The sequence below is a fragment of the Halomonas sp. KAO genome (assembly GCF_015595025.1).
Classification (GTDB): Bacteria; Pseudomonadota; Gammaproteobacteria; order Pseudomonadales; family Halomonadaceae; genus Halomonas.
The window spans coordinates 110,820-137,075 of record NZ_JADNRL010000005.1 but is presented as its reverse complement, the minus strand read 5'-3'; the positions used below and the strand labels follow the sequence as shown (position 1 = coordinate 137,075).

The 26,256-nt window shown below is 64.5% G+C and carries 23 protein-coding genes; 10 read left to right on the top strand and 13 right to left on the bottom strand.

All coding sequences use genetic code 11. From position 1 onward, the window contains the following. Positions 1-123: 123 nt before the first annotated feature. From IOC61_RS01785 to IOC61_RS01775, 3 genes are all read right to left on the bottom strand, one after another. Positions 124-2,061: an EAL domain-containing protein gene (locus IOC61_RS01785; RefSeq protein ID WP_195687173.1), complete on the bottom strand. Its 1,938-nt coding sequence runs from the start codon at positions 2,059-2,061 to the stop codon at positions 124-126. Positions 2,062-2,403: 342 nt separating this feature from the next. Next, a complete protein-coding gene (locus IOC61_RS01780; RefSeq protein WP_195687172.1) occupies positions 2,404-3,618 on the bottom strand; it encodes a 1-acyl-sn-glycerol-3-phosphate acyltransferase in 1,215 nt (404 codons plus the stop codon). Beyond that, a complete protein-coding gene (locus IOC61_RS01775; RefSeq protein ID WP_195687171.1) occupies positions 3,615-4,547 on the bottom strand; it encodes a recombination-associated protein RdgC in 933 nt (310 codons plus the stop codon). Before IOC61_RS01775 ends, IOC61_RS01780 begins: the two co-directional genes overlap by 4 nt. Positions 4,548-4,701: 154 nt before the next feature. Here IOC61_RS01775 and IOC61_RS01770 point away from each other — a divergent pair, with 154 nt between their 5' ends. The 9 genes from IOC61_RS01770 (at position 4,702) to IOC61_RS01730 (ending at position 16,385) form a co-directional block, all read left to right on the top strand. Further along, entirely contained in the window at positions 4,702-5,121 is a 420-nt protein-coding gene (locus IOC61_RS01770; RefSeq protein WP_195687170.1) for an acyl-CoA thioesterase, read from the top strand. A 136-nt stretch (positions 5,122-5,257) separates the two neighbouring features. Continuing rightward, positions 5,258-7,993: a DNA gyrase subunit A gene (gene gyrA, locus IOC61_RS01765; RefSeq protein ID WP_195687169.1), complete on the top strand. Its 2,736-nt coding sequence runs from the start codon at positions 5,258-5,260 to the stop codon at positions 7,991-7,993. Between the two features lie 31 nt (positions 7,994-8,024). Continuing rightward, a complete protein-coding gene (serC, locus tag IOC61_RS01760; RefSeq protein ID WP_195687168.1) occupies positions 8,025-9,128 on the top strand; it encodes a 3-phosphoserine/phosphohydroxythreonine transaminase in 1,104 nt (367 codons plus the stop codon). Positions 9,129-9,133: 5 nt separating this feature from the next. Continuing rightward, the gene (pheA, locus tag IOC61_RS01755) at positions 9,134-10,225 is read left to right on the top strand and encodes a prephenate dehydratase (protein ID WP_161422634.1); all 1,092 of its coding nucleotides are present in this window, start codon (positions 9,134-9,136) and stop codon (positions 10,223-10,225) included. Positions 10,226-10,237: 12 nt separating this feature from the next. Beyond that, positions 10,238-12,547 (top strand): bifunctional prephenate dehydrogenase/3-phosphoshikimate 1-carboxyvinyltransferase, encoded by a 2,310-nt coding sequence (locus tag IOC61_RS01750; protein WP_195687167.1) that lies wholly within the window; start codon positions 10,238-10,240, stop codon positions 12,545-12,547. Continuing rightward, positions 12,544-13,248: a (d)CMP kinase gene (gene cmk, locus IOC61_RS01745; protein WP_195687166.1), complete on the top strand. Its 705-nt coding sequence runs from the start codon at positions 12,544-12,546 to the stop codon at positions 13,246-13,248. The genes IOC61_RS01750 and cmk overlap by 4 nt, the downstream gene beginning before the upstream one ends. A gap of 180 nt (positions 13,249-13,428) precedes the next feature. Beyond that, positions 13,429-15,105 (top strand): 30S ribosomal protein S1, encoded by a 1,677-nt coding sequence (gene rpsA, locus IOC61_RS01740; RefSeq protein WP_195687165.1) that lies wholly within the window; start codon positions 13,429-13,431, stop codon positions 15,103-15,105. 348 nt (positions 15,106-15,453) lie between these two features. After that, on the top strand, positions 15,454-15,834 hold the full coding sequence (locus IOC61_RS01735) for a histone-like nucleoid-structuring protein, MvaT/MvaU family (RefSeq protein ID WP_195687164.1): 381 nt from the start codon (positions 15,454-15,456) through the stop codon (positions 15,832-15,834). A 257-nt stretch (positions 15,835-16,091) separates the two neighbouring features. Then, complete coding sequence (locus IOC61_RS01730; protein WP_229332855.1) at positions 16,092-16,385, top strand: hypothetical protein; 294 nt, start codon at positions 16,092-16,094, stop codon at positions 16,383-16,385. Positions 16,386-16,390: 5 nt separating this feature from the next. Here IOC61_RS01730 and IOC61_RS01725 read toward each other — a convergent pair whose 3' ends face one another. From IOC61_RS01725 to queC, 4 genes are read right to left on the bottom strand one after another with little or no spacing between them, the layout of a single operon-like run. Continuing rightward, positions 16,391-16,642, bottom strand: a complete 252-nt coding sequence (locus tag IOC61_RS01725; protein WP_195687163.1) for a YkgJ family cysteine cluster protein — start codon at positions 16,640-16,642, stop codon at positions 16,391-16,393. Between the two features lie 58 nt (positions 16,643-16,700). Continuing rightward, positions 16,701-17,546, bottom strand: coding sequence for a 6-carboxytetrahydropterin synthase (locus tag IOC61_RS01720; RefSeq protein ID WP_195687162.1), 846 nt, complete (start codon positions 17,544-17,546; stop codon positions 16,701-16,703). Beyond that, positions 17,546-18,190, bottom strand: coding sequence for a 7-carboxy-7-deazaguanine synthase (gene queE, locus IOC61_RS01715; protein ID WP_195687161.1), 645 nt, complete (start codon positions 18,188-18,190; stop codon positions 17,546-17,548). Before queE ends, IOC61_RS01720 begins: the two co-directional genes overlap by 1 nt. Beyond that, on the bottom strand, positions 18,190-18,942 hold the full coding sequence (gene queC, locus IOC61_RS01710) for a 7-cyano-7-deazaguanine synthase QueC (RefSeq protein WP_195687160.1): 753 nt from the start codon (positions 18,940-18,942) through the stop codon (positions 18,190-18,192). The genes queE and queC overlap by 1 nt, the downstream gene beginning before the upstream one ends. Positions 18,943-19,167: 225 nt before the next feature. On the opposite strand from queC, the gene yegQ reads away from it, so the two are divergent. Beyond that, complete coding sequence (gene yegQ / locus IOC61_RS01705) at positions 19,168-20,592, top strand: tRNA 5-hydroxyuridine modification protein YegQ (protein WP_195687159.1); 1,425 nt, start codon at positions 19,168-19,170, stop codon at positions 20,590-20,592. Positions 20,593-20,756: 164 nt separating this feature from the next. On the opposite strand, the gene IOC61_RS01700 is transcribed toward yegQ, so the two are convergent. The 6 genes from IOC61_RS01700 to IOC61_RS01675 all read right to left on the bottom strand — a co-directional run bounded on the left by IOC61_RS01700 (position 20,757) and on the right by IOC61_RS01675 (position 26,236). Beyond that, positions 20,757-20,993: a DUF2789 domain-containing protein gene (locus tag IOC61_RS01700; protein ID WP_195687158.1), complete on the bottom strand. Its 237-nt coding sequence runs from the start codon at positions 20,991-20,993 to the stop codon at positions 20,757-20,759. Positions 20,994-21,117: 124 nt separating this feature from the next. Continuing rightward, on the bottom strand, positions 21,118-22,191 hold the full coding sequence (locus tag IOC61_RS01695; protein WP_195687157.1) for an asparaginase: 1,074 nt from the start codon (positions 22,189-22,191) through the stop codon (positions 21,118-21,120). A 92-nt stretch (positions 22,192-22,283) separates the two neighbouring features. Continuing rightward, positions 22,284-23,495, bottom strand: a complete 1,212-nt coding sequence (locus IOC61_RS01690) for an MFS transporter (protein WP_229332854.1) — start codon at positions 23,493-23,495, stop codon at positions 22,284-22,286. After that, positions 23,482-24,036, bottom strand: a complete 555-nt coding sequence (locus tag IOC61_RS01685) for a hypothetical protein (protein ID WP_195687156.1) — start codon at positions 24,034-24,036, stop codon at positions 23,482-23,484. Before IOC61_RS01685 ends, IOC61_RS01690 begins: the two co-directional genes overlap by 14 nt. A gap of 69 nt (positions 24,037-24,105) precedes the next feature. Beyond that, complete coding sequence (locus IOC61_RS01680; protein ID WP_195687155.1) at positions 24,106-25,434, bottom strand: DEAD/DEAH box helicase; 1,329 nt, start codon at positions 25,432-25,434, stop codon at positions 24,106-24,108. Positions 25,435-25,585: 151 nt separating this feature from the next. Continuing rightward, positions 25,586-26,236, bottom strand: coding sequence for a PqiC family protein (locus IOC61_RS01675; protein WP_229332853.1), 651 nt, complete (start codon positions 26,234-26,236; stop codon positions 25,586-25,588). Positions 26,237-26,256 lie beyond the last annotated feature (20 nt).

Sequence of the window (26,256 nt, the reverse complement as noted above, 5' to 3'; positions counted from 1 at the left end):
GCTCCTTGTGATAACCGGCCGTGTCGATGCCATGACGATAGCACGTTTGCAGGGTGCTGATGAGGTTCCTTGTTGGGAGTCGATGAGCTTGGCCAGGGGGCGATGTTTCGTCGGGAGTCGGTTTCAGTCAATAAACTGTGCCTGGCTGCCGGGCCGGCCCAGCTGGCGGATACCCGGGCCAGTGACGCCGTTGATGCCGAGCTTGAAGATCACCTCGGCCTCTTTCAGGTTGGCGACACCCTCGGCAATGGCTATGATGCCAATTGACTGGCAGAGGGTGGCTATACCCCGTAGGAGTGTCTGTTGATCCAGGCTCTCGTGCTGACCCTCGACCAGGGTGGCGTCGATCTTGATGTAGCTCAGACCCAAGCCCTCGAGATCGGTAATGCGGCGGAACTCGCGACCCACATGTTCCACCCCCAGTCGGCAGCCGAAGAGCTGAAGCTCGCGACCCAGACTACGCAATGTCTCCAGATCGTGGGACAGCATGACTTCCGGCACCTCGATCCAAAGCTGGCGTGCGGCTTCCCGATTGCCCTGTAGCAGATTGTGGAAATCCAGCATGAAACGCCCGTCGCGCAGCGAGGCCGGGGAGAGGTTGATGCCCAGAGGTATGCCGTGGCGATTGATCTCGCGCAGCGTCTCTCGGGCCACCGTCAGGTCCAGCAGGGGTTCGAATCCAAGGCGAGAGATCCAGGGCATGAAGATATCGGCCGGGCGCCATTTGCCCTTCAGGCGCAGACGCGCCGGGCATTCGAGGTGCAACAGCTGGCCTTGAGCATCGAGCACCGGGTAGCGGCCTAGATAGACGCCGTCCTCGAGTGCCTGAGACAAGGCCTGGCGCCATTCGGCGTGACTGTTGAAAAGCGTCAGGCGCCGAGCCCCCTTGGCCACCAGCTGGACAAGATGGCCGCTGTTCTCGGCGTTGGCGAGTGCTCCGTCGAGGCTTGCCAGAAGGGTGCTCGGTTGGTCGCCCTGGGCGTAGGTGATCAACGCCGAAGGAAGCGTGAGGGTAGTCTCCTGCTGTGCCTGCTCGAGGGTGGTCAGCCGCTGGATGATCTCTTCGCCGACCAGCGCAGTATCACTGGAGGAGGGGATCAACAGGGCGAAATCACTGCCGTTCAGACGGCCGGCAACCCCTTCGCCCACCAGCCTGCCAACCTGGGCGAGGCTCTGCCCCAGTTCGTGCAGCAGCATATCGGTGTCGGCCTGGCCCAGGCTTTCGTTGACTTTCCCCAGTCGTGACAACCGGACCATGGCGAGTGTGCCTGTGGCTTGGCGGTCGCTACACTTGAGCTTGTTGTGCAACTGTTTCATGAAGGCCTCTCGATTGAGTACGCCCGAGACCGGGTCGTGCTGCAATCGCTTGCGAAGCAGGTCGAGGCGTTCGCTCTCACGGCCAAGTATCTCGGCCAGGGATTCGGAAAGGCGGTTCATGGCTTTGACCACCTTCCGCACCTCGCGCAGGCGAGGTTCGGGAGTGGTGATAAACTGGCGGTTACCAATATCGTGGGCTTGCTTCACCAGGCGTCGCAGCGGTCGGCGAATGCTACGTGCGACCCATGCAGCGAGTAATAGGCCGACTAGGCAGAGCATTCCGAACCAGCCGGCAAGCTTTAGAGTCGCGAGCCACAGCGGTCGATAGGCGATGTCGGGCTGGCTCTCGAAGGTCAGAGTGCTGTAACGGTTCAAGGGGTCATGGACGGTCGCATGGCCGGCCGGTGCTTCGATGTTGGCCAGGTTGACGAACCAGCTCGGAACCTCGATAGGCGGCTTGCTGCCTTCATGCAGGGCCACGACATTGCCTTGTGTGTCACGCAGTTCGATTCGGCGGTAGTGGCCGGAGTCAAACTGGGTGGCAAGCAGTTGTCCAATGCTATCCGGGGTCATGCTCACCTGGCTGATGATTAGTGCTAAAGCCTCGGCATTCAGACGGTTGCGTATCTCGGCCTCTTGCTCTATCTGGTGTCGGAAGCTTGACAAGCCGATATACAGGCTACCGCTAAAGGCCAGTAAGAGTGCCAGGGCAATAGTCAGCCAGAGCTGCTTGGTAAGCGACACGTCGATGTACTCCCCATGGGCTTGGCGGCCGACAGTCTAGCTTCAGATCAGATACTCAGGCGTAAAGGTTGCATCAGCGCTTGGGCGCGAGCCGCTGCCAGCTGGACAGCTCGCGACGAGTCATGGGTATCAGCTTACATCAACTAACGTCAGTTTACATCAGTTTACAGAATTGCCGGCTAAGGCCGAGGCTCGGGGTCGGAAGGCTTGGCTACTCTGGCCATGCCGTATCCGCACACCCATGCCCAGCCGCACGTTAGAGTGTCGGCCGGCATGGAGATTAATGGGTCGTCGGGGGGGAGGGTTCCGGTCCAGCTGACCAGGCGTGCCGTCGGCCTGAACTCAGCGTGCCTCGCTCCTGGGTTCGTTCTGGGCCGCGACTGGCGTGAAGGGGGCGCGCCCCGCCTTGTTGAGAACCGGGTTGGCGTACTGGGCCAGCCACCACTCCCGAAGCTCGGCAGGCACCTGAGCAAGCCGTGTCTGGAAGCGCTCGCGGTCGGCCTCGGTGACCTCACCGAGGTCGACAAGCTCCGCTGCGTGCCCCAGGGTCTCCAGTGCCAGATAGTGGCTGGGGAAGAGCTGGTAGCCTTCCAGTACCTGTCGGTCGATCTCGGCGGCGACCTCATCAGGCGCCGTGAAGTCGGCGCTGAGCGGCGTGCCGAAGGTGAGCTTGACGCGCCCCTTGTGGCCGGTGATGCCGGCAACAATGGAGCTGATGTCCTCGTACTGACCCTTTTCGTATTTACCGAGTGTATGCATCGCATGCAGTTCGCGGGCCTTCTGTACGTCGCACGGGTCATACTCGTAGCTGATCGCGACCGGTACCAGGCGAAGTTCGCGAATCGCCTCGCCGAGGCTTGCCTGGCGATCCTCGGCCCGCCGCGACATCGTCATCATCTTGATGATCGCCGGGTCGGTGCCATCGATGCCGTCCTTGGCGCGCCCCTCACGCTGGGCCATCCAGATGGAGTGATTGTCGCCGGTAATGGAGTGACGCATATAGCCGGAAAGCTTCTGGTAGGCGGCCAGCATGGCGCGCTTGCCACGCGCGCTGCGCGGCACGATAAAGCTCTTGTTGAGGCGCATCAGGTCGGTGACATAGGGCTTCTTGAGCAGGTTGTCGCCGATGGCGATGCGCACCGTGTTACGACCCGCCAGGTAGAGGGCGTAGTTGACGAAGGCGGGGTCCAGGGAGATGTCGCGATGGTTGCCGATAAACAGATACGCCGTCGCCGGGTCGAGCCTGTCGAGACCGGCGGTGCTGAACTCATCGGTCGTGGTGCGAATCATCCGCTCCATGTAGCCGGCGATACGCTGCTGGAACTGCTTGATGCTTTGAACGCCACGCACCTGCCGGCGCAGCGCCAGGCTTGCCAGTCGGCGCGAGAGGCCAGGCATCAGGCGCGAGAGTCGCGGCAGGCGATAGCGGGTCAGGGCGTCGAGCAACTCGGGCTCCTGGGTGAGATTCGCTAGCACCCCCGCGACTTCCTCGTCGTTGAAGGGGCGGATGTCGGCCCAGGGGTCCTGGGCGCTGCTGTCGGGTCGGTTCTCGGTCATGATGCTTGGATGTCGCTTGCGGTGCCGGCCTCGCCGCCCAGCCAGGCAATGAGGCGTTCGGTGTTGTCGCCCAAAGCCTGGGCCATCAGTACGAAATCGGTATCCAGGCGCAGCAGGGCGTCATCGCCATCATCGCTGGCGTTGGCCTCGTCGATCAGTGCGTCGCCGAAGCGCAGCGACTTCAGCGCCAGGTCGTCATGCAGGACGAAGCTTAGCCGGCCCTCGATCTCCACGGCCAGCTTGCTGGCCTGCCGGCCGCTCTCCAGCAGCTGCTGGATCTCGTCGCTGTCGAGGTCGACCTGGCGGGCTCGCAGCACGCCGTCATCGCCCTTGGCCTTGAGCTCCACCTGGTCACCCATCACCAGGTCGGCGGGGCGTGAGGCGGGGTCGGTAAGCCACTGGGTCATGGCGCGCATGGGCATTACCTGAGTTGCCAGTGGCGTGACCTTCAGACTGCCCAGGGTTTCCCGCAGCAGGTCGAGTAGCTCCTCGGCTCGTGTTCGCGAACTTGCGTTGACCCCGATCAGCCGACGCCGGGTGTCCCACCAGAGGTCGATCTTCTGGCTGCGCACGAAGGCGCGGGGCAGCAGCTCCTCGACTACCTGCTCCTTGAGGGTGATCTTCTCCTGGCGGCGCAGCTTGCGCCCCTCGCGAGCCTCTACCTCGGCGGCGCGCTCGTCGACCTCCTCCTTGACGACGCTGGCGGGCAGCAGCCGTTCCTGACGCAGGGCGCTGAGCAGGCGTTGCCCCTGCAGCTCGTGGAGGCGGCTGGTGTCGGCACGACCGCCCGGGAAGGTCCAGCCCAGGCGGCGGGGATCCTGTCCGCTCAGAGGTCGCGCCGCCTGTTCGGCCAGGGCTTCTTCCAGCGTGGCGGCATCCAGTTCAGGTGCGTTGTGTAGCCGATAAAGGTGTAAGTGCTTGAACCACATGCAGCATTTTTCCCCGGAGAAAAGGGTCGCCATTATCACCGAAGGGGCGCGAGGGTGCCAGCATCGATCATGAGACAGATATAAAACGAATGTTTGAATTCGGGCGGTGTGGATGCCTAGAATCGAGCCTTTTCAGGCCAAGGAGTGATGACCCGTGGATAGTCGAATTTCCTCTGTTTCACTGCGCGTGCGTGGTTACCATCTCGATGGTTATGGTCACGTCAACAATGCCCGCTATCTGGAGTTCCTGGAAGAGGGGCGCTGGGCCTATTTCGATGATCGACCCGAGCTGTTTCATCGTCTACAGCGCGGTGATGTGGCCTTCGTGGCGGTAAATGTCAATATCGACTACTGCGCGGCGGCCGTGGCCGGCGACGATCTCAAGGTCAGCAGCAGGGTCTGCGAGCTCGGCGCGCGTAGCGCGCGCATGGCCCAGGAGATTCATCGATGTGGCGATGATGCACTGGTCAGTCGTGCCACCATTACCTTCGTGTTGCTCGACGTGGCTGCCAACCGTGCCATTCCCATCGAGGGGGAGCTGCATGAGCTGTTGGCTCCCCTCGTGCTGGAGTAGCGATGGCGGGGCGGAACTCGAATAGTCAGCTCCCTTTGCCCGCGCCGGAGTGATATGATGTGCGGCTGTAAATGGCGCCCCGGGCAACGCCACGGCGGGCGGCCAACCTCCTGCAGTGCAAAGGATTCGACGACCCATGGGTGAGCTCGCCAGAGAGATTCTGCCAGTCAACATCGAGGACGAACTCAAGCAGTCGTACCTCGATTACGCGATGAGCGTGATCATCGGCCGGGCGCTGCCGGATGTGCGCGACGGCCTCAAGCCCGTGCATCGGCGCGTGCTGTTTGCCATGCACGAGCTCGGCAATGACTGGAACAAACCCTACAAGAAGTCCGCTCGTGTGGTGGGCGACGTCATCGGTAAGTATCACCCCCACGGTGATAGTGCCGTCTACGACACCATCGTGCGCATGGCTCAGGACTTCTCCATGCGCCATGTGCTGGTCGACGGCCAGGGCAACTTCGGCTCCATTGACGGCGACAGTGCCGCCGCCATGCGTTACACCGAGGTTCGCATGGCGCGGCTCTCCCACGAGCTACTTGCCGATCTGGAGAAGGAGACCGTCGACTGGGTCGACAACTACGACGGCACCGAGCGTATCCCCGAGGTGCTGCCCACCAAGGTGCCCAACCTGCTGGTCAATGGCTCGTCGGGTATCGCCGTGGGCATGGCCACCAATATCCCGCCGCACAACATGGGAGAGATCATCAACGCCTGCCTGGCGTTGATCGATGACTACACCCTCACCGTCGACGATCTGATGGAGCATATCCCCGGCCCTGACTTCCCCACGGGCGGCATCATCAACGGCCGTGCCGGGATCCTCGAGGCCTATCGCACCGGCCGGGGGCGCATCTACGTGCGCGCCTGCCACACCATCGAGCATGACGAGAAGAGTGGCCGGGATCACATCATCATCGATGAGCTTCCCTATCAGGTGAACAAGGCGCGTCTGATCGAGAAGATCGCCGAGCTGGTCAAGGAGAAGCGCATCGAGGGGATCGCCGAGCTGCGCGACGAGTCCGACAAGGACGGTCTGCGGGTGGTGATCGAGGTCAAGCGTGGCGAGTCCGGGGAGGTGGTGGTCAACAACCTGTTCGCCCAGACCCAGCTGCAGACCGTTTTCGGCATCAATATGGTGGCGATCGAAAACGGTCAGCCGAAGATCCTCAATCTCAAGGAGATTCTCGAGGCATTCATTCGTCATCGTCGCGAGGTGGTGACACGGCGCACCCTGTACGAGCTTCGCAAGGCTCGCGAACGTGGCCATATTCTCGAGGGCCTCACCGTTGCCATCTCGAACATCGACGAGGTCATCGAGCTGATCAAGGCCTCGCCCAATGCGGCCGAGGCCAAGGAGAAGCTGCTTGCACGAGACTGGTCGCCCGGGCAGGTCACCGGCATGCTCGAGCGGGCCGGCGCCACCTCCTGCAAGCCCGAGGATCTCGAGGAGGGCTTCGGGCTCAATACGGCGGGCAGCGAGTATCGCCTGTCGCCGGCCCAGGCCCAGGCTATCCTCGAGCTGCGTCTGCACCGCCTGACGGGGCTCGAAACCGAGAAGCTGCTCGACGAATATCTCGGTATCCTCGAGAAGATCGCCGAGTTGATGGCCATCCTGGCGTCCGCCGAGCGTCTGCTCGAGGTGATCCGCGAGGAGTTGGTTGCGGTACGTGACCAGTTCGGCAATCCGCGCAAGACCGAGATTCAGGCAAGCCACCTCGACCTCTCCATGGAGGACCTGATCGCCGAGGAGGACATGGTGGTCACCGTGTCCCGCTCCGGCTATGCCAAGACCCAGCCGCTCTCGGACTACCAGGCCCAGCGGCGCGGTGGACGCGGCAAGTCCGCCACCGCCATGAAGGACGAGGATGTCATCGAGCATCTGCTGGTGGCCTCGACCCATGACACCGTGCTGCTGTTCTCCAATCGCGGCAAGGTCTACTGGCTCAAGGTCTATGAGATGCCGGCGGCCAGCCGTGGGTCGCGCGGCAAGCCGCTGGTCAACATGCTGCCGCTGGACGAGGGCGAGTCGATCAATGCCATCCTGCCGGTGCGCGACTATGACCCCGAAAGCTATATCTTCTTCGCCACCGCCAAGGGCACGGTGAAGCGTACCAGCCTCGAGCAGTTCTCGCGGCCGCGCAGCGTCGGCCTGATCGCCATCGATCTCGAGGAGGGCGACCGCCTGGTCGGTGCGGCCATCACCTCGGGTTCCGATCATGTCATGCTGCTCTCCTCCAATGGCAAGGCGATCCGTTTCGAGGAGGGGAATGTACGGGCCATGGGGCGTACCGCGCGCGGCGTGCGTGGCATGCGCCTCCTCGATGGTGCCGAAGTGATCAGCCTGATCATCCCCCAGAGCCAGCTGATCGATGCCGAGGCCGGCTTTGATAGAAGGGCGGAGAGTGACGCCGAGATCGAGGGTGAGGAGGGGGCGTCCGTGGAGGCCGCTAATGGCGGCCAGATCTATATCCTGACCGCCTCCGAGAACGGCTACGGCAAGCGCAGTCGTCTCGAGGAGTTCCCGCTGCGCGGTCGTGGCGGTCAGGGTGTCATCGCCATGCAGACCAGCGAGCGCAATGGCTCGCTGGTGGCGGCCATGCAGGTCTACTCCTCCGATGAAATGATGCTGATCACCGACCGTGGCACCCTGGTGCGCACCCGCGTCGATGAGGTCTCGATCACCTCGCGCAATACTCAGGGCGTGATGCTGATTCGACTGGGTAACGAGGAGAAGCTGGTCAAGACGGTGCGCGTCGATGAGCCCGAGGAGTCGGAAGAGCCCGAGGGCGCTGGAGAGGCTGAAGGCGCAGGCGACGACTCCGCCGAGGCAGGCAACGAGGGTGCGGGATCAGGCGCCGAAGAGGATTGAAGGGGCTGACCCCAATGGAGAACCAGGACGCATGACACGTCATTTCAACTTCTGCGCCGGTCCGGCGGCGCTGCCTACCGCGGTGCTCGAGCGGGCCCGCGACGAGATGCTCGACTACCGTGGTCACGGCCTGTCGGTGATGGAGATGAGCCACCGCTCGGCGGAGTATGTTGCCATCGCCGAAAAGGCCGAGGCCGATCTGCGCGAGCTTCTGGCGATCCCCGCCAACTATCGGGTGCTCTTCACCCAGGGCGGGGCGACCCAGCAGTTTGCCGCGGTGCCCTACAACCTGCTGGGAAACGGCGGCACCGCCAACTTCGTGGATACCGGCATCTGGAGTCGCAAGGCCATCGCCGAGTCGCACCACCTGTTCGGTGACGCCCGGGTGGCGGCCTCGAGTGAGGCCAGTGGCAATACCCGGGTGCCGCAGCAGGGAGAGATCGAGCTCTCCCATGATGCGGCCTACCTGCATGTCACCGCCAACGAGACCATCGGCGGACTCGCCTTCGACTATACCCCGCGGGCGGTGCGTCCGGACGGGGGTGAGGTGCCGCTGGTCTGCGACATGTCCTCGTCGATTCTCTCCGGCCCGCTGGATGTCTCACGATATGGCGTTATCTACGCCGGAGCGCAGAAGAACATCGGCCCCGCCGGGCTGGTCGTGGTGATCGTGCGTGATGATCTGCTCGAGCGCGCACGCCCCGACATGCCCACGCTGTTTGGCTACAAAACCCTCGCCGAGGGCGGCTCGATGGTCAATACGCCGGCGACCTACAGCTGGTATCTGGCGGGGCTGGTGTTCGAGTGGCTCAGGCACGATATCGGTGGCTTGCCGGCCATGGAGGCCATCAATGCGCGCAAGGCCGCCAAGCTATATGCCGCCATCGATGACAGCGAGCTCTACTCCAACCCCATCGCGCCGGCGAACCGTTCACGCATGAACGTCCCCTTCGTGCTTGCCGATGAGCGTCTGGACAGGCCGTTCCTCGCCGAGGCCGAGCAGGCGGGGCTTCTCAATCTCAAGGGCCACCGCAGCGTGGGCGGCATGCGGGCCAGCCTTTACAACGCCGTTCCCGAAGCTGCCGTGGATGCACTGATCGATTTCATGGCCGACTTCGAAAATAGAAAGGGCTGAATATCATGAGCGACACTCCCATCGATCTCGATGCGCTGCGCAGCCGCATCGATGATCTGGACAGCCAGCTGCTGACGCTGATGAACGAGCGCGCCCAGTGCGCCCAGCAGGTGGCCCAGGTCAAGACCGCCGAGGATGCCGGAGCGGTGTTCTATCGCCCCGAGCGCGAGGCCCAGGTGCTGCGTCGTATCATGGCGCTCAACAAGGGACCGCTGGATAGCGAGGAGGTGGCACGCCTGTTCCGCGAGATCATGTCGGCCTGTCTGGCGCTGGAGCAGCCCATCAAGGTCGCCTATCTCGGCCCCGAGGGTACCTTTACCCAGCAGGCGACCCTCAAGCACTTCGGCGAGAGTGCCATCAGCCTGCCGATGGCCGCCATCGACGAAGTGTTTCGTGAGGTGGAGGCTGGGGCGGTCAACTACGGGGTGGTGCCGGTGGAGAACTCCACCGAGGGCGTGATCAACCACACCCTGGACTCCTTCATCGATTCCGGACTGCGTATCTGCGGCGAGGTGGTGCTGCGAATCCACCATCACCTGCTGGTGGGCGAGACCACCCGGCGTGACAAGGTGTCGCGGATCTACTCGCATCCGCAGTCCTTCGCCCAGTGCCGCAAGTGGCTGGATGCCCACTATCCCCAGGCCGAGCGGGTGCCGGTCTCCTCCAATGCCGAGGCGGCACGCCTGGTCAAGACCGAGTGGCACAGCGCGGCGATCGCCGGCGACATGTCGGCCAAGCTCTATGGTCTGACCCGCCTGGCCGAGAAGATCGAGGACCGCCCGGACAACTCCACACGCTTCCTGATTATCGGCAATCAGGATGTGCCCATGTCCGGCGACGACAAGACCTCGATCGTGGTGGCCATGCGCAACCAGCCCGGGGCGCTGCATGATCTGCTTGAGCCCTTCCATCGCCATCAGATCGACATGACACGCCTGGAGACCCGTCCCTCGCGCAGCGGCGTGTGGAACTATGTCTTCTTTATCGACTTCAAGGGGCATCACGAGGAGCCCCGGGTGGCCGCGGTGCTGGAGGAGGTGCGCCTGCGCGCCGCCGAGGTCAAGGTGCTGGGGTCCTACCCCGTCGGCGTGCTCTAGGGCATGGCATCGATGGTGACGCGCAAGCACGAGGAGTCTCGCATCCTGATCGTCGGGCTCGGCCTGATCGGGGGCTCGCTGGCCGCCGCCCTGAGAGCCAGTGGCTACGGTCGTCGCGACAGCGGCGATCTCGGCGGCTTCGGGCCGGCTGAGCAGATCGTCGCCTGTGATCCGGATCCGGACGAGATTCGGCGCGGCCTCGAGATGGGGCTGATCGATCGCGGTGATACTCGCCTCGAAAGGGTGGTCGACGGTGCTTCGCTGATCGTGCTGGCCGTGCCGGTGCTGGCCATGCGCAGCGTGATGGTTGAGCTGGCCCGCTATCTGGGTGACGCCGTCGGCGACGTGGTGATCACCGATGTGGGCAGTACCAAGGCGGCCATCCGCGACTGTGCGCTGGAGGTCTTCGGTCGGATGCCGGCCAACCTGGTGCTCGGCCACCCCATCGCCGGCTCCGAAAAGAGCGGCGTGGCCGCGGCCGACCCCGAGCTCTATATCGGCCACAAGGTGATCCTCACGCCCGAACCGAATACCGACCCCGAGGCGCTGGCCCGCGTACAGGCGCTGTGGGGCGCCTGTGGTGCCGACGTGCTGGAGATGGAGGTGGAGCGCCACGATCAGGTGCTGGCTCGCACCAGCCACCTGCCACATCTGCTGGCCTTCTCGCTGGTGGACACGCTGGCGCGCCAGGATGAGCGCCTGGAGATCTTTCGCTATGCCGCCGGTGGCTTTCGTGACTTCACGCGTATCGCCGGCAGCGACCCCGTCATGTGGCGTGACATCTTCACCGCCAATCGTGATGCCGTGCTCGCCTCCCTCGATGACTTCGAGGCCGGCGTGGCACGCCTGCGTGATGCCGTGGAGCGTGGTGATGGTGACGCCATGTTGGCGATCTTCGATCGCGCCAGCCATGCTCGGCACTACTTCGAATCCCTGCTCAACAAGACCAGCTATCAGGCGGAATATCAGATGCAACAGCAAGGTAATCTGCGCTACCGGATGAGCCCCGGTGGTGCCGTGGTCGGGCGCATTCGTGTTCCCGGCGACAAGTCGATCTCCCATCGCTCCATCATGCTCGGCGCACTGGCCGAGGGGGTCACCGAGATCAAGGGGTTTCTGGAGGGAGAGGACAGTCTGGCGACCCTTCAGGCATTCCGCGAGATGGGGGTGGCCATCGAGGGGCCAAACCAGGGACGAGTCACCGTCCATGGGGTCGGCCTGCACGGCCTCAAGAAGCCCTCTGGCCCCCTGTATGTCGGCAATGCCGGTACCGCCATGCGCCTGTTCGCCGGGCTGCTGGCCGGACAGGCCTTCGATACCGTGCTCACCGGCGATACCTCCCTGACCAAGCGTCCGATGAACCGGGTGGCCGACCCGCTGCGCCTGATGGGGGCCGAGATCGACACCGCCGAGGGGGGGCGTCCGCCGCTGCGACTCCATGGTGGTCGTCCGCTCAAAGGCATCACCTACGACATGCCCATGGCCAGTGCCCAGGTGAAGTCCTGCCTGCTGCTTGCCGGCCTGTATGCGGAGGGGGAGACCCGGGTCAGCGAACCGGCCCCGACCCGTGATCACACCGAGCGCATGCTGGCCGGGTTCGGCTATACGGTGCACCGTGATGGGGATACCTGCTGGCTCTCCGGTGGTGGTCGTCTCACCGCGGCGCCCATCGATGTGCCCAGCGATATCTCCTCGGCGACCTTCTTCCTGGTGGCCGCGGCGATAACCCCGGGCTCGGACCTGGTGCTCGAGCATGTGGGCATCAACCCGACTCGTATCGGCGTGATCAATATCCTCAAGTTGATGGGAGCCGATCTGCGCCTGGAGAACGAGCGCGAGGTAGGGGGCGAACCGGTAGCCGATCTGCATATCCGTCATGCGCCGCTGCAGGGCATCGGTATTCCGCTGGAGCAGGTGCCCCTGGCCATCGACGAGTTTCCGGCGCTGTTTATTGCCGCGGCCAATGCCCGGGGAACCACGCGTCTGCGCGGCGCGGAAGAGCTGCGCGTCAAGGAGTCCGACCGGTTGCAGGCGATGGCCGACGGGCTGGCCGCCATCGGCGTCGAGCACACCCTCTACCCCGATGGCATCGATATCGTTGGTGGAGGCAGTGCCGAGGGTCCCAACTATGGTGGCGGCCGTATCGACAGCCTCGAGGACCATCGCATCGCCATGTCGTTCGCCATCGCTGCGCTGCGGGCGAGCGAGGAGATCATCATCGATGACTGTGCCAACGTGGCTACCTCCTTCCCCGGGTTCGTCGACCTGGCGCGCAAGGTGGGGCTGACACTCACGGAAGAGAGCGGCGAGGAGGGGGCATGAGCGATTCCCAGACCACCCCCCAGGCGCCGGTATTGACGATCGATGGCCCCGGTGGTGCCGGCAAGGGCACCATCAGCCGCCTGGTGGCTGAACGCCTGGGCTGGCACCTGCTCGACAGTGGCGCCCTCTATCGACTCACGGCACTGGCTGCCGGCAAGCATGACGTCTCCCTGGATGATGAGGCGAGTCTCGCCGAGGTGGCGCGCCATCTCGAGGTGGTGTTTGTCGCCGAAGGCGGCGCCACCCGGGTGATGCTCGAGGGCAGCGATGCCACCACTACCATCCGCACCGAGCAGGTAGGCGATGCGGCCTCCCGTGTGGCGGCGTTGCCGGCGGTCCGTGAGGCACTGCTGAGTCGCCAGCGTGACTTCCGCCAGTCCCCGGGGCTGGTGGCCGATGGCCGTGATATGGGCACCGTGGTCTTCACCGATGCACCTCTGAAGATATTTCTCACCGCGAGTGCCGAGGAGCGGGCCCATCGTCGCCAGGCCCAGTTGCGGGAGTCCGGTGTGGATGCTAGTCTATCGAGTCTTTTGAAGGAGATTCAGGCGCGCGACGCCCGCGACATGCAGCGCAGCGTGGCGCCACTCAAGCCGGCAGAAGATGCCATCACGCTTGATACCACGCGCCTGACGATACCGGAAGTGGTGGATCGGCTGACGGAGCTGCTGACCCAGCGTGGTCTGCTCCCCGACGCCTGAAACTCCCTTGCGGCGCCTCCGGCAGCATGTGATGACGTGGCTCGGCACCGTTTGCCGAGAGCCGAGCCAGGTCGAACCAGCGCCAACATCTCCGGGGGTTTGGTGAATAAGGCCCGCACTCGCTGGTGGTGCGGAGGAAGCGGCCCTGCCGCACTTTAACGTTGATCACGTAGGAACATCATGAGCGAAAGCTTTGCTGAACTTTTTGAACAGTCTCTCCAGGACATCAACATGGAGCCGGGCGCCATCGTCGTGGCTACCGTTGTCGACATCGAGGGTGACTGGGTTACCGTCAATGCCGGCCTGAAGTCCGAAGGTCAGATCCCCTCGGCCCAGTTCCGTGACGAGAACGGTGAGCTGGCCATCGCCGTCGGTGACGAGGTCCACGTCGCCCTGGAAGCCGTTGAAGACGGTTTCGGCGAGACCCGCCTGTCCCGCGAGAAGGCCAAGCGTGCCGAAGCGTGGAAGGTGCTGGAAGCTGCCTTCGAGAAGGACGAGATCGTCAAGGGCGTGATCAACGGTAAGGTCAAGGGTGGCTTCACCGTCGATGTCGACTCCATCCGTGCCTTCCTGCCGGGCTCCCTGGTCGACGTGCGTCCGGTGCGCGACACCACGCACCTCGAGAACAAGGAGCTCGACTTCAAGGTCATCAAACTCGACCCGAAGCGCAACAACGTTGTCGTTTCCCGTCGTGCCGTCCTCGAGGCCGAGAACAGCGCCGAGCGTGAGGCCCTGCTTGCGACTCTGCAGGAAGGCCAGCAGATCCTGGGTATCGTCAAGAACCTCACCGATTACGGCGCCTTCGTCGATCTGGGTGGCGTCGACGGTCTGCTGCACATCACCGACATGGCCTGGAAGCGTATCAAGCATCCGAGCGAGATCGTGGCCGTGGGTGACGAGATCAGCGTCAAGGTCCTCAAGTTCGACCGCGAGCGCAACCGTGTGTCTCTGGGTCTGAAGCAGCTGGGCGAGGATCCGTGGGTCAACATCAAGGATCGTTACCCGGAAGGTACCAAGGTTCACGCCACCGTCACCAACCTCACCGACTACGGCTGCTTCGCCGAGCTGGAAGAGGGTGTCGAGGGTCTGGTTCACGTCTCCGAGATGGACTGGACCAACAAGAACATCCATCCGTCCAAGGTGGTGCAGGTCGGCGACGACGTGGACGTCATGGTGCTGGACATCGACGAGGAGCGTCGTCGTATCTCCCTGGGTATCAAGCAGTGCACCGCCAACCCGTGGGAGACCTTCAGCGCCACGTACAACAAGGGCGATCGCGTTGCCGGTACCATCAAGTCGATCACCGACTTCGGTATCTTCATCGGCCTGGAAGGCGGCATCGATGGCCTGGTGCACCTCTCCGACATCTCCTGGACCGATACCGGCGAAGAAGCGGTTCGCCAGTTCAAGAAGGGCGACGAGGCCGAGGCCGTGATCCTCTCCATCGATCCGGAACGCGAGCGCATCTCCCTGGGCATCAAGCAGCTGGATACCGATCCGGTCGCCGAGTTCCTGGCCGTGAACGACAAGGGCACTGTGGTGACCGGTCGTGTGATCGAGGTCGATGCCAAGGAAGCCCAGGTCGAGCTGGCGACCGATGTCATCGCCGTGCTCAAGGCCTCCGAGATCAGCGCCGACCGCGTCGAGGATGCTCGCAACGTCCTCAACGAGGGTGACAGCGTCGAGGCTCGCATCATCGGTGTGGATCGCAAGAACCGTCAGATCAACCTCTCCATCAAGGCCAAGGATCAGGACGACACTCGTCAGAACCTGAAGAAGCTGCGTGAAGAGGCTCCCGAGAGTGGTGGCCCGACCACCATCGGTGACCTGATCAAGCAGCAGATGGGTCAGGACTGATCGGATAACGCTTTCCGATCCGCCAAGACCGCCGCCCTACGGGGCGGCGGTTTTTTTATACGAGATATTTCCCCTCTCGATGATCGAGATGATGGGCGAGCTCCGGCCTCTCGGGGTCTCTGCTTAATAGTGGTGCCATGAACTCGTAAAGTTATTTGCCAAGGAGAGTTCATCATCCTGGTGATTTATTTGCTTGCCACTACTGTTGAGCTTGAGTGTCGGTGGAAGTATTTAATTGCGACGGCTTGTACTGGCTAATCAATTCAACCAGACTATTGCCAAGGATCGAGATTAACGCGCATAATATACATCCCTTGCATCCCGTCGTAATTTCCAAGGAAACTTCCCATGTCTCTTCTTAACGAATATATGCAGATGGAGCAGCAGTTGAAGGAGCTCCAGGCAAATCTTGATAAGCTGCAAAATGATAAGCGCCTACAGAGCGAGCTCGAGTTCAAGGAAAAGCTCGAGTCGCTGATGAAGGAGTATGGCAAGAGTGCAGCCGAGGTCATTGCACTGCTCGATCCCAAGCCGGCAACTTCCGGGACCAAGGCGGCGACAACCGCTTCCACCGGCACGCGTCGCAAGCGCAAGCTGAAGATCTACAAGAACCCCAATACCGGAGAAGTCGTCGAGACTCGCGGTGGTAACCAGAAGACTCTCAAGGCGTGGAAGGATGAGTTCGGTCCCGACACCGTCGAGTCCTGGCTGGTGCGTGTTGAAGACTAGGTTTCTGGCGTGAACGGCAGAGACCGGCTCTTGCGAACGGCGCCTGTGGGCGCCGTTCGTGTATCCCGCCATCAGGCCGCAGTCTGCTCTTGAACGGGAGGGCGAGCCGCTGGGCTGGAGCCATTCCCAGGGGCTGGCTCTGGCGTGTGGAGCATGATGGCTTTAGCGAGCGCGCTGAATGCGAGTATAATCGACGCTTCTCCAATCGGGCGATGTGCCATGCACGCCTCATTTCGCCCGCTTTAAGATGACCACCAATGAAACAACAGACACCACGCAAAGCCATGGGTGAGCGCGATAAGCTGCGCCAGTTCCGGGAACTCGACGATGCCTTTGCCGAGGCCCTGCGCGCGCTGGACACCACGCCGGCGGCCGAACCTGCTTCCGAACTGGCGCTCGAGCCTTCCGACGCAGAGGATATGGCTCGGACGACAACGGCCCCCGAAGGGTTTGAACAACGACTCGAGGCGCTGATGGCGGAGTATGACTTCTCTTCACAACGTGTCAGGGAGTTGCTGGAAACCCTGCAGCACTTCGAGTCGAATACCTGAGGGCATCACGCCTCTCGGGTGGATAGCTCCAGCGCCGTGATACGCTCCAGCGCCTGGTGGCGATGATGGCCGCACAGTTCGGCGTCATAGTCGAATAGCCGGCAAACTGCCGGCCGAGAGGGATCACTGAACAGCCGACAGAGGTTATGCTCGTCCAGCTGTACGCAGCGTGTCCCGGCCGGCTTGCCCTCCGGCATGCCGGGTATGGGCGAGGTGATCGAGGGGGCGATACAGCATGCCCCGCACCGGGGCGACACCCCGGCGTCTCCTGTGCCTGTTGCATGATGCTCTCCTCGCGACTGTGGAGCGGCTCGCTTATGGCCGGGCCGTGGCCACGGCGCCCTTGTCGACACCCTCGAAGGCCTGCACTCGAGTCACCCGACCGGTTTCCTGGCTGATCACGCCGGCGAGCCAGGCGGCGATATGCTCCACCGTGGTCGGGCTCGGCAACACCGCGCAGCGCTCCCGAGGCAGGGTCAGCATGAAGTGCCCCTGTTCGGCGGTGTAACGGCTGGTCAGCCGGCCGAGAGAGGAGGCGCCCAGGCCCTCGGTCACGTCGGCCGCGTCCACCAGGTAGCGATCCGACAGGCGCGAGGCCCAGTCGGCTTCGAGCGCCGGTTGGCGCCGGCCATCCTGCCAAATATGGAGTCTCGAGCGATGACCGTGGGCGATGCGCTGGCAGTTGCCGGCATGGCGCCTGAGGCCATGGCTATAGGTGTAGCTTGCCCCCTCGATGGTCTCTTCGCGCAGTGTCAGTCGAATGGCCTCAACCCGCGGCGGTGGCTCGTGCGACAGCTCGGCGGCCAGCTGCTCGGCCAGTCGGCTCGGGGTGATCGCATCCCAGGGCAGCAGGGTGAAGGCCTGGCGAGGGCCACGGACCTCCATGACATAGGGAGTCTCGGTGCGCACACAGAGCCCCTCGTCGCAGTCGTGCACACTGATGCCGGCGGCCGCGGTAGGTACCAGCAGGGTGTGGTCGGCGTCCCGGTCGAGCCGCGTCTTGATCCACGGCTTCACCTCGCCGAAGTCGAATAGCATGCCATCCTCGCCGAGCTCGCCGTCAAGCTCGGCATCCACGGACCAGCTGGCGCCGATCAGGCCTCGGCTGGGACACCACAGGGAAACGTCGAGATGGGTGAGGCGGTTGACGAACAGTGTCATCAGTCGATCCCCGCAATCTTGTGGGTCTGCAGCGACAGCCGCCACTGGGGGTTGGCCAGACAGTAGGCCACGGTCTCGGACAGGGTGTCGCCGACGACTCCTCGGGGAGCGGTGTCCATGGGCTGCAGGAAGAAGTGCCGGAAGTCCAGGTCGACAAACTGTTCGGGCAGCGCCTCGGCCTGGGGGTAGACCAGCTTGAGCTCGTCGCCCGAGGCCTGGACGAGCGGGGCGGTGCCCTTGGGGCTGACACACAGCCAGTCGATGCCAGGCGGCGCCGGCAGAGTGCCGTTGGTCTCCACGGCGACATCGAAATTGCGGGCATGCATGGCGGCAATCAGGGGGTCGTCGAGTTGCAGCAGCGGCTCGCCTCCGGTAAAGATCACCTGCGGCGTGGCCGTGCCGGGGGCGTCCGGCCACAGGGCGACCAGGTGGTCGGCCAGCGCCGAGGCCGAGGCGAACCGTCCGCCGTTCTGGCCATCGGTGCCGACAAAGTCGGTATCGCAGAAGCGGCACACTGCCCGGGCCCGGTCCTCCTCGCGACCCGACCAGAGGTTGCAGCCGGAAAAGCGGCAGAAGACGCTGGCGCGGCCGGCCTGGCCGCCTTCGCCCTGCAGCGAGTAGAAGGCCTCCTTGACCTGATACATCAGTGATCTCCTGTGGCAGAGCGTAGGGCCGGGGAGGCGGCGGGGTCGGGTTGCTGATCATCGGCGGCGGCGTCGGGCCGCCGGGAATAGCTCAGCGGATCGCGCACCCCGTTGGCGGCGAAGGCCGCCAGGCGCTCCCGGCAGCTGCCGCAACGCCCGCAGGCCAGGGCTTCCCCCCGGTAGCAGGTCCAGGTCTCGGCATAGTCGAGTCCCATGGCCAGGCCATCGGCGAGGATGGCGGCCTTGTCGTGGTGCAGGTAGGGCGCATGAACGGCGATCGGTGTGAAGTGGGCGAGGCCGGCCACGGCCTGCATGGCCGCGACGAATTCGGGTCGGCAGTCCGGGTAGAGCACGTGGTCGCCACCATGGGCACCGTAATCGACCCGGTCGGCGCCGATGTTCACGGCCTTGGCGATGGCCAGCGAGAGCAGGATCATGTTGCGGTTGGGCACCACGGTGTCCTGAAGGCTGGTCTCTTCGTAGTCGGCCTCCGGTAGCGTACGGCTGGCATCGGTCAGTGCCGAGGCGTCGATCAGGCCATGGATGGCGGTGATGTCGACCACCCGATGGGGCACGCCGAGCCGCTGGCAGACTCGGCGGGCGACCTCGAGCTCACGGGAATGGCGCTGACCGTAGTCGAAGGAGAGGGCGTGTACCCGGCGGCCCTCGCGCAGGGCACGGTGCAGCACGGTATAGGAGTCCATGCCACCGGAGTAGATCACCACGGTGGCCGGGGAGTCGGGTTGGGTCATGGGGATACCTGATGAGTCGGAGAATTTGTCCGTCCCGTCGCACCATCTGTCGGGCGCGTCGGGATCTTGGCCGGGGTCCGGTCCGGAAGGCCGCCTAGTCTACGCAAGACGGGAGATTCTGGCCAGGATCGGCGTGAGTTGCTACACTTTCGCGCCTTTCATCCCCTTGCATCCCTGCGGCCAGACGCCGTCGAGGGTGCCATCGTCCTGACAACGGTGATCCCCATGCAAGCCCCTGAACTGCTGTCCCCCGCAGGCACCTTCAAGAACATGCGCTACGCCTTCGCCTATGGCGCGGATGCGGTCTATGCCGGCCAGCCGCGCTACTCGCTGCGCGTGCGCAACAACGATTTCAAGCTCGATAACCTGCACAAGGGCATCGCCTATGCGCATGAGCGGGGCAAGCAGTTTTACGTGGCCTCGAATATTGCGCCGCATAACAGCAAGTTGAAGACCTATCTGCGCGATATGGAGCCGGTGATCGAGGCCGGGCCGGATGCGCTGATCATGTCCGACCCCGGGCTGATCATGATGATTCGCGAGCGCTGGCCCGAGCAGGAGATTCACCTCTCGGTGCAGTCCAATGTAGTCAACTGGGCTGCGGCCCGCTTCTGGCAGCAGCAGGGGATCAGCCGAATCATTCTCTCTCGCGAGCTGTCGCTCGAGGAGATCGCCGAGATCCGTGCCGAGTGCCCCGATCTCGAGATCGAGACCTTCGTGCACGGTGCCCTGTGCATCGCCTACTCGGGTCGCTGCCTGCTCTCGGGCTACTTCAATCACCGCGACCCCAACCAGGGTACCTGCACCAATGCCTGCCGCTGGCAGTACAACACCGTGGCGGCGGCCCACGACGAGACCGGCGACCTGGTGCCGGCCAACTCGGCCGCGGCCCATGCCGCCAGCGGTGTCTGGACACCGGGCCAGGGGGGCGGCCAGGGCGGATTGATCGCATCGGGCGGTGGCAGCACGCGCCACAGCACGGCCACGGCCGGTGGGGTAGAGGGGCAGGATGAGCTCTCGGCCCTGATCGAGGATGCCACACGCCCCGGTGAGCTGATGCCGATCTTCGAGGATGAGCACGGCACCTATATCATGAACTCCAAGGATCTGCGCGCCGTGCAGCACGTGCCGCGGCTCACCGAGATGGGCGTCTCCTCGTTGAAGATCGAGGGGCGCACCAAGTCCCACTACTATGTGGCGCGCACCGCCCAGGTCTATCGTCGGGCCATCGATGACGCCGTGGCGGGCCGTCCCTTCGACATGCGTCTGATGGATGAACTCGACAACCTCGCCAACCGCGGCTACACGGAGGGCTTCTATCGCCGCCATGTCCACGACGAGTATCAGAACTATGAGCGTGGCAACTCCGTGGGGGTGCACCAGCAGTTTGTCGGCGAGGTGATCGGCTACGACCCCGATCGCGGCGTTCTCGAGATCGACGTCAAGAACCGCTTCGAGGTGGGGGATGGCATGGAACTGATGTTGCCGGGTGGCAATCGTCGTTTCGTCCTCGAGCATATCGAGAACAGGCGCGGTGAATCCGTCGGCGCCGCCCCCGGTTCGGGTCATGTGGTGCGCATCCCGGTGCCTGGCGAGGCGATCGCTCCGGAGCGAATCGAGTTTGCGCTGCTGATGCGCGATCTCGGCTGACGGGGGATTGCTGCGGTAAAGAGCCAGTCGGCGCCACCTCTCCCCAATGCCGGGATGGGCGGCGAGGCGCTCATACCGGCGTCATGCAGGTGAGAGGCGATGCGAGCCCACCCCTTTCCAGGGAGTGGGCTCGCGGCGTATATGGCGATCATTCGGGTGGGATGTCACCCCTTGCGCAGTGAGGCGTTGAGGTGATCGACCACCTCGGCCCAGTCGGCATCCTCCTCGATCGCTTCGCGCAGGAACTCCGCCTGTCCTTCGTTCCAGCAGGCGGCATCGGGCAGGGCCGTCTCCTCGGGGATGGGGGCGTGGCGGTCGATAAAGCGCTTGATCGAATCGGGATCGGACGCGAGCCCGAGCTGTTCGAAGAGTTCGCTGAAGGGGTGGTCGGGATGTTCCATGGTGGCGTCCCCGGCTGGGTCAGTGGGGCGGTCAGCCGATGGTGACCGCGAATCATGCACCCCCACCATAGCCATTTGTCGCGCCCTCTGCCTGAGGCGCGTCAACGCTCCCGAGTCGGTGGCGCTAACGCTCTCCCACCAGTGGCGCAAGGAAGCGACGTCGCCGCTCGGCATCCTCCAGCGGCTGGGCGAGCAGGTGAACCAGCTTGGTCAGGGCCGCCTCGGGAGTCATGGCTCCACCCGCCAGCACCCCGGCATCGGTGAGCCCCTGGCCGGCGGCATAGTCCCCCGGGCTGATGGTGCCATGGGGGCACTGGCTGATGGCGGCGATCAGCTTGCCGTCAGTGCTGGCTCGGGTCAGCTGTTCCAGCAGGGCAGGATCGTCGGGCAGGTTGCCGGCTCCCCACACCTCGAACAGTGCCCCCTTGAGGCGTGGGTCGTTGAGCCAGGCCGCCAGCTGGCGGGTGCTGATGCCAGGCCACAGCGCGATGCGTGCCACGCCGCCGTCGCCAAGCGGCGCATAATCGGGCAGCTCAAAGCGCGGCGCGATATCTTTCTCCTGGTCAAGGCCATGCTCTCGGTCAAGGCCATGTTCGGGATAATGCCTGGCGGTGCCTGCGATCTGCTCGCCGAGCAGCGGGGCGTTGGGACTTTCGAAGGCGATGGCATCGCGAGTATGCCACTTGCGGGTACATACACCGCGGAGCAGCCTTCCCCCGAAGGCGATGGCGATTTCCTGGAGTGCCGGGTTGGCGGCGAAGCGCAGTGCCAGGGCGACGTTTCCGGCGGCGTCGCTGTCCGGCGCCTCCAGGGGCTTCATGGCGCCGGTGAGCACCACGGGGCGGTCGATGCCCTGCAGCTGGTAGGCGAGACTCGCGGCGCTCCAGGCCAGGGTGTCGGTGCCGTGAAGTACCACGATGCCGGCATGGTCACGGTAGCGCGCGGCGATGATCGCGGCCAGTCGCGACCAGTCGGCGGGGGTGGCCGCGCTGGAGTCGATGGGGTTCGATAGGGAGAGCAGCTCGTAGGCGGGCAGTTCGGCGACGCTGCCCGCCGGCAGGCCCCTCAGGGCGCGTGCCAGGCGGGCTTCGATATTGCCGCCCGGGGCCAGTCCCCTGGGCGTCTCCTGCATCCCCAGGGTGCCGCCGGTGTAGATCACCAGCAGGGGACGAGGCCGTCGGGAGTCAGGCGTGCTCATGGGCGGCTCCTAAGTGGCTGTGGCCGATATCATGTAAGTGGCGTATGGCCGATATCATGGTGGCACAGGGCCATGATCAGAGCGTCTGGTCGCTATCGGGTGACCACCTGGCCATCATTGTCGATCTCCAGGCGGCGGTTGCGACCGGCAAAGAGGGCAAAGGTGGCCGCTAACGCACAGATCGCCAGCAGCACGCCGGTGATGCTGCCAAGCCCCAGGTCGAGCTGAAGCATCACGCCTACCCCCAGCGGGCCCATGGCAGCCAGCGTGTAGCCACCGCCCTGGGCAAGGCCGGAGAGCTTGCCGGCCAGGCGCGAGTTGCCAGTGCGCAATACGATCAGCGTCAGGGCGAGACTGAAGCTGCCCCCCTGGCCCAGGCCGAGCAGGACCACGCCGACCCAGCGCAGTGAGGGTGCCCCCTGCAGCAGCAGCCAGAATCCCGAGGCGACCAGCGTCAGTACCAGGAGCAGGGCGGGACGCTGATCCCGGCCCAGGCGTGCCAGCCAGGGGGCGGCCAGGGCGGCGGGCAACTGCACCATCACCGAGGCGCCCATCATCCAGCCGGCCTCGGCTTCTCCGTAGCCACGGGCCACCAGCAGGGTGGGAAGCCAGCCAAAGACGATATAGGCCAGGGATGACTGCAACCCCATCATCAGCATGACCTGCCACGCCAGGGGCTGGGTCAGCACCGCGCGCATCGAACCGCCGCCGCCGGGCAGCGCCGCCTCATCGCGGCGGGGAGCCAGGGTCTGCCAGGCCACCAGGGCGATGAGCGCCAGCGCCGACCAGCCGGCAAGCCCCAGATGCCACGCTCCCAGCCAGTCGGCCAGAGGAATGCTCAAGCCCGCCCCCAGGGCCCCGCCCAGGCACAGCGCCATGGTGTAGACGCCTGTCATCAGATCGGCCCCCGCGGGGAGCTCGCGCTTGACCAGCGCCGGCAGCAGGGTGCCAGCCACCCCGATGGCGGCGCCTGCCATCAGCGTGCCGATAAAGAGCGTGGCGATGACGGGAATGCCACGCAGCGCCAGTCCCACGGCCAGCAGTATCAGCCCGGCGGCCAGGGCCCGCTCGGGCCCCAGGCGCTTGGCCAGCCAGGGGGCCATGGGCGCAAACAGCCCCAGGCAGAGAACCGGTAGCGTGGTGAGGGTGCCGATGGCCAAGGGCGATAGCCCCATGTCCTGCTGGACACGAGTCAGCAGCGGGGCCAGGGAGGAGAGGGCAGGGCGCAGGTTGAGGCCCACCAGTACCATCAGGGAGATAAACAGTCCCAGGCTGACGGTGGAGTCCCGCCTAGTCGCGGTCATGGCGCCACTCCCAGGCCTGTTTGGGTCGCAGTCCCAGGCGCTGCTCTTCCCTGCGGGGGGCCAGGAGAGGATGCTCCTCGTTTTGGTTCTCGGGCCGAAAGACCACCCTGCCAAGATGGTGGGGCATCTCTTGTTTCACCTGGTGCAGGATATCGGTGACATCCTCTACGCTGACCAGTGCGCCCCCACCGTTCAGCGGGTCGGGCTGGGCCACCAGGCGACCCTCGAAGAGCCAGCAGCGCTGGGGAACCTGGGCAACCTGCCAGTCGCGGCCCTGCCACCGGGCCCGGCCATCGGACAGCAGCTGTAGCTCATCCAGCGGCACCAGCGCCTGGAAGAGTCGAGCGTTGAGCACGGCTCGACCACCACGGGCCATGGTCACAGGGCCCGTGTAGCGAGACTCGGCCAGCGCGGCCATCACCGCCTTGCGATTCGGCTTGGCGGCCAGGGTCCCACGACCACAGAGATGCAGCAGGTCATGGTCGACCTGCTTGATAACCCAGATATCAATAGGTTGTTTGCCAAACAGTTGTTTGAGCATGGTTGAGTGACACTGTCAGGAGAGTAAGAGATATATTCACATATTGTGATGCTATCTGCTACTACCGAGTCAGGCCTGCTGACGACCGCCGCCACTGCCTCCGCGGCGCCGGCGACGCGTTCCCGCTGGTTGCTCGGCGCCACGGCCCTGCGTTTGCCCGCGGTTCTGGCCACCGCCACCGCGCCTCTGGCCATTACCATTACCGCCGCGTCCACCACCGCCACGACGATTGCGGCCGTTTTCGATGGGCTCCGGCTTGGCATTGGGGTCGGGCTCGAAGCCGGGCTCGATGCGCTTCTCGAGGTCGCGCTTGATCAACCGCTCGATGCCCTTGAGCAACCCGTGCTCGTCGACGCAGACCAGCGACACCGCCTGGCCCTCGCTGCCGGCACGGCCGGTGCGGCCGATACGGTGGACATAGTCCTCGGCGACATTGGGCAGCTCGAAGTTGACCACGTGGGGCAGCTCTTCGATATCGAGGCCGCGGGCGGCGATGTCGGTAGCCACCAGCACCTGCAGGTCGCCGGTCTTGAAGGCAGCCAGGGCCTTGGTGCGCGCGGACTGGCTCTTGTTGCCATGGATCGCCATGGCCGGGATCTCCTGCTTGGAGAGCTGTTCGGCCAGACGGTTGGCACCGTGCTTGGTGCGGGTAAAGACCAGTACCTGATGCCAGTCGTGCTCGGTGATCAGGTGGGCCAGCAGCTCGCGCTTCTTCTCGCGGTCGACACGGTAGATCGTCTGGTCGACGAGCTCGGCGGTGGTATTGCGGCGAGCGACCTCGATCATCTTGGGATCATCGAGCAGCTTGTTGGCCAGCGCCTGGATCTCGTTGGAGAAGGTCGCCGAGAACAGCAGGTTCTGACGCTTCTCGGGCAGGACCCGCAGGATCTTCTTGATATCGTGAATGAAGCCCATGTCGAGCATGCGGTCGGCTTCGTCGAGCACCAGGATCTCCACCTTCGACAGGTCGACGTGTTTCTGCTGCTGCAGATCGAGCAGACGTCCCGGGGTGGCAACGAGCACATCGAGGCCCGGGCGAATGGCATCGACCTGGGGCTGCTGGCCGACGCCGCCGAAGATCACGTGGCTCTTCAGGGTCAGCAGGCGACCATAGTCGGCCACGCTCTCGCCCACCTGAGCGGCCAGCTCACGGGTCGGTGTCAGCACCAGGGCGCGCACCTGACGCTTGCCGGGACGTGGGCCGTCGGCCAGGCGCTGCAGCATCGGCAGGGTAAAGCCGGCGGTCTTGCCGGTGCCGGTCTGGGCGCTGGCCAGCAGGTCCCCGCCCTTGAGCACGGCGGGGATCGCCTGCTGCTGGATGGGAGTCGGGGTGGTGTAGCCTTGTGCCTCGACGGCGCTCAGCAGTTCGGCACGCAGGCCGAGTTCGGAAAAGGTCATGCGGTCTCCGCAGAACACCTCGGCCGTGCCGCGCGATCGTGCGCAGCCAGTCCCGGGCCGGGGTGTGAAAGATTCGGGGTCATGGCGCGGCAGGAGGGACTCGCTGATGTGCCGCGATGCGCATTATGCCAGATTCCGGGCTTGGGCGCAGCTACTCTTGTCGGCGTGTGCCGCGAACGGCCGCGGCGAGCTCGTCGGCCGCGCTGTCCCAGCCTCGGCCCAGGGCGCGGACCAGCGCGGGATAACCATCGGCCGCGAGGACGTTCTCGAGCTCCAGGGACTGCATCGCCAGCAGGCTCCCGTCGGCGGCATGCAGGCGCCAGCGGCCGCCGATGATGGCCCGGCCATCGTGACGTCCCTGGAAACGGTCGATCTCCAGCGCCAGACGCAGGGCGTGTGCCTCGCGGGGGGCCGTGCCGTCGAGCAGTACCCGGGTATCGGGAAGCCGCTGCGCCAGGCGGTCGCGCAGGCCGCGTTGCAGCTGCTTGCCGAGGGCTTCGGCCCACTGATGACCGCGGGCCTCCACCAGGGTGATATCGTCGATCTGCATGACGATGCCCTCAACATCCAGATAGTCGGCGAGTCGTGGCGTGGCAACCTGCAGCTGATAGCGCGTTTCGGCTCCCGCCGCACCCGGCTGGGCGGTCTCTGGCAGAGTGGCCTCTGGCATAGTGGCTTGGGGCAGAGTGGCTGCTGGCAGTGTGTAGCGCTCGGGCGCGGGCTTGCTGCTGGCGCACCCCCCCAGCGTGCCAGCCAGCAGCAGGGGGGCCAGGGCGGCACCAATCCATCTTCTTGCCATCATTACAAGCTCTCCATACAGGC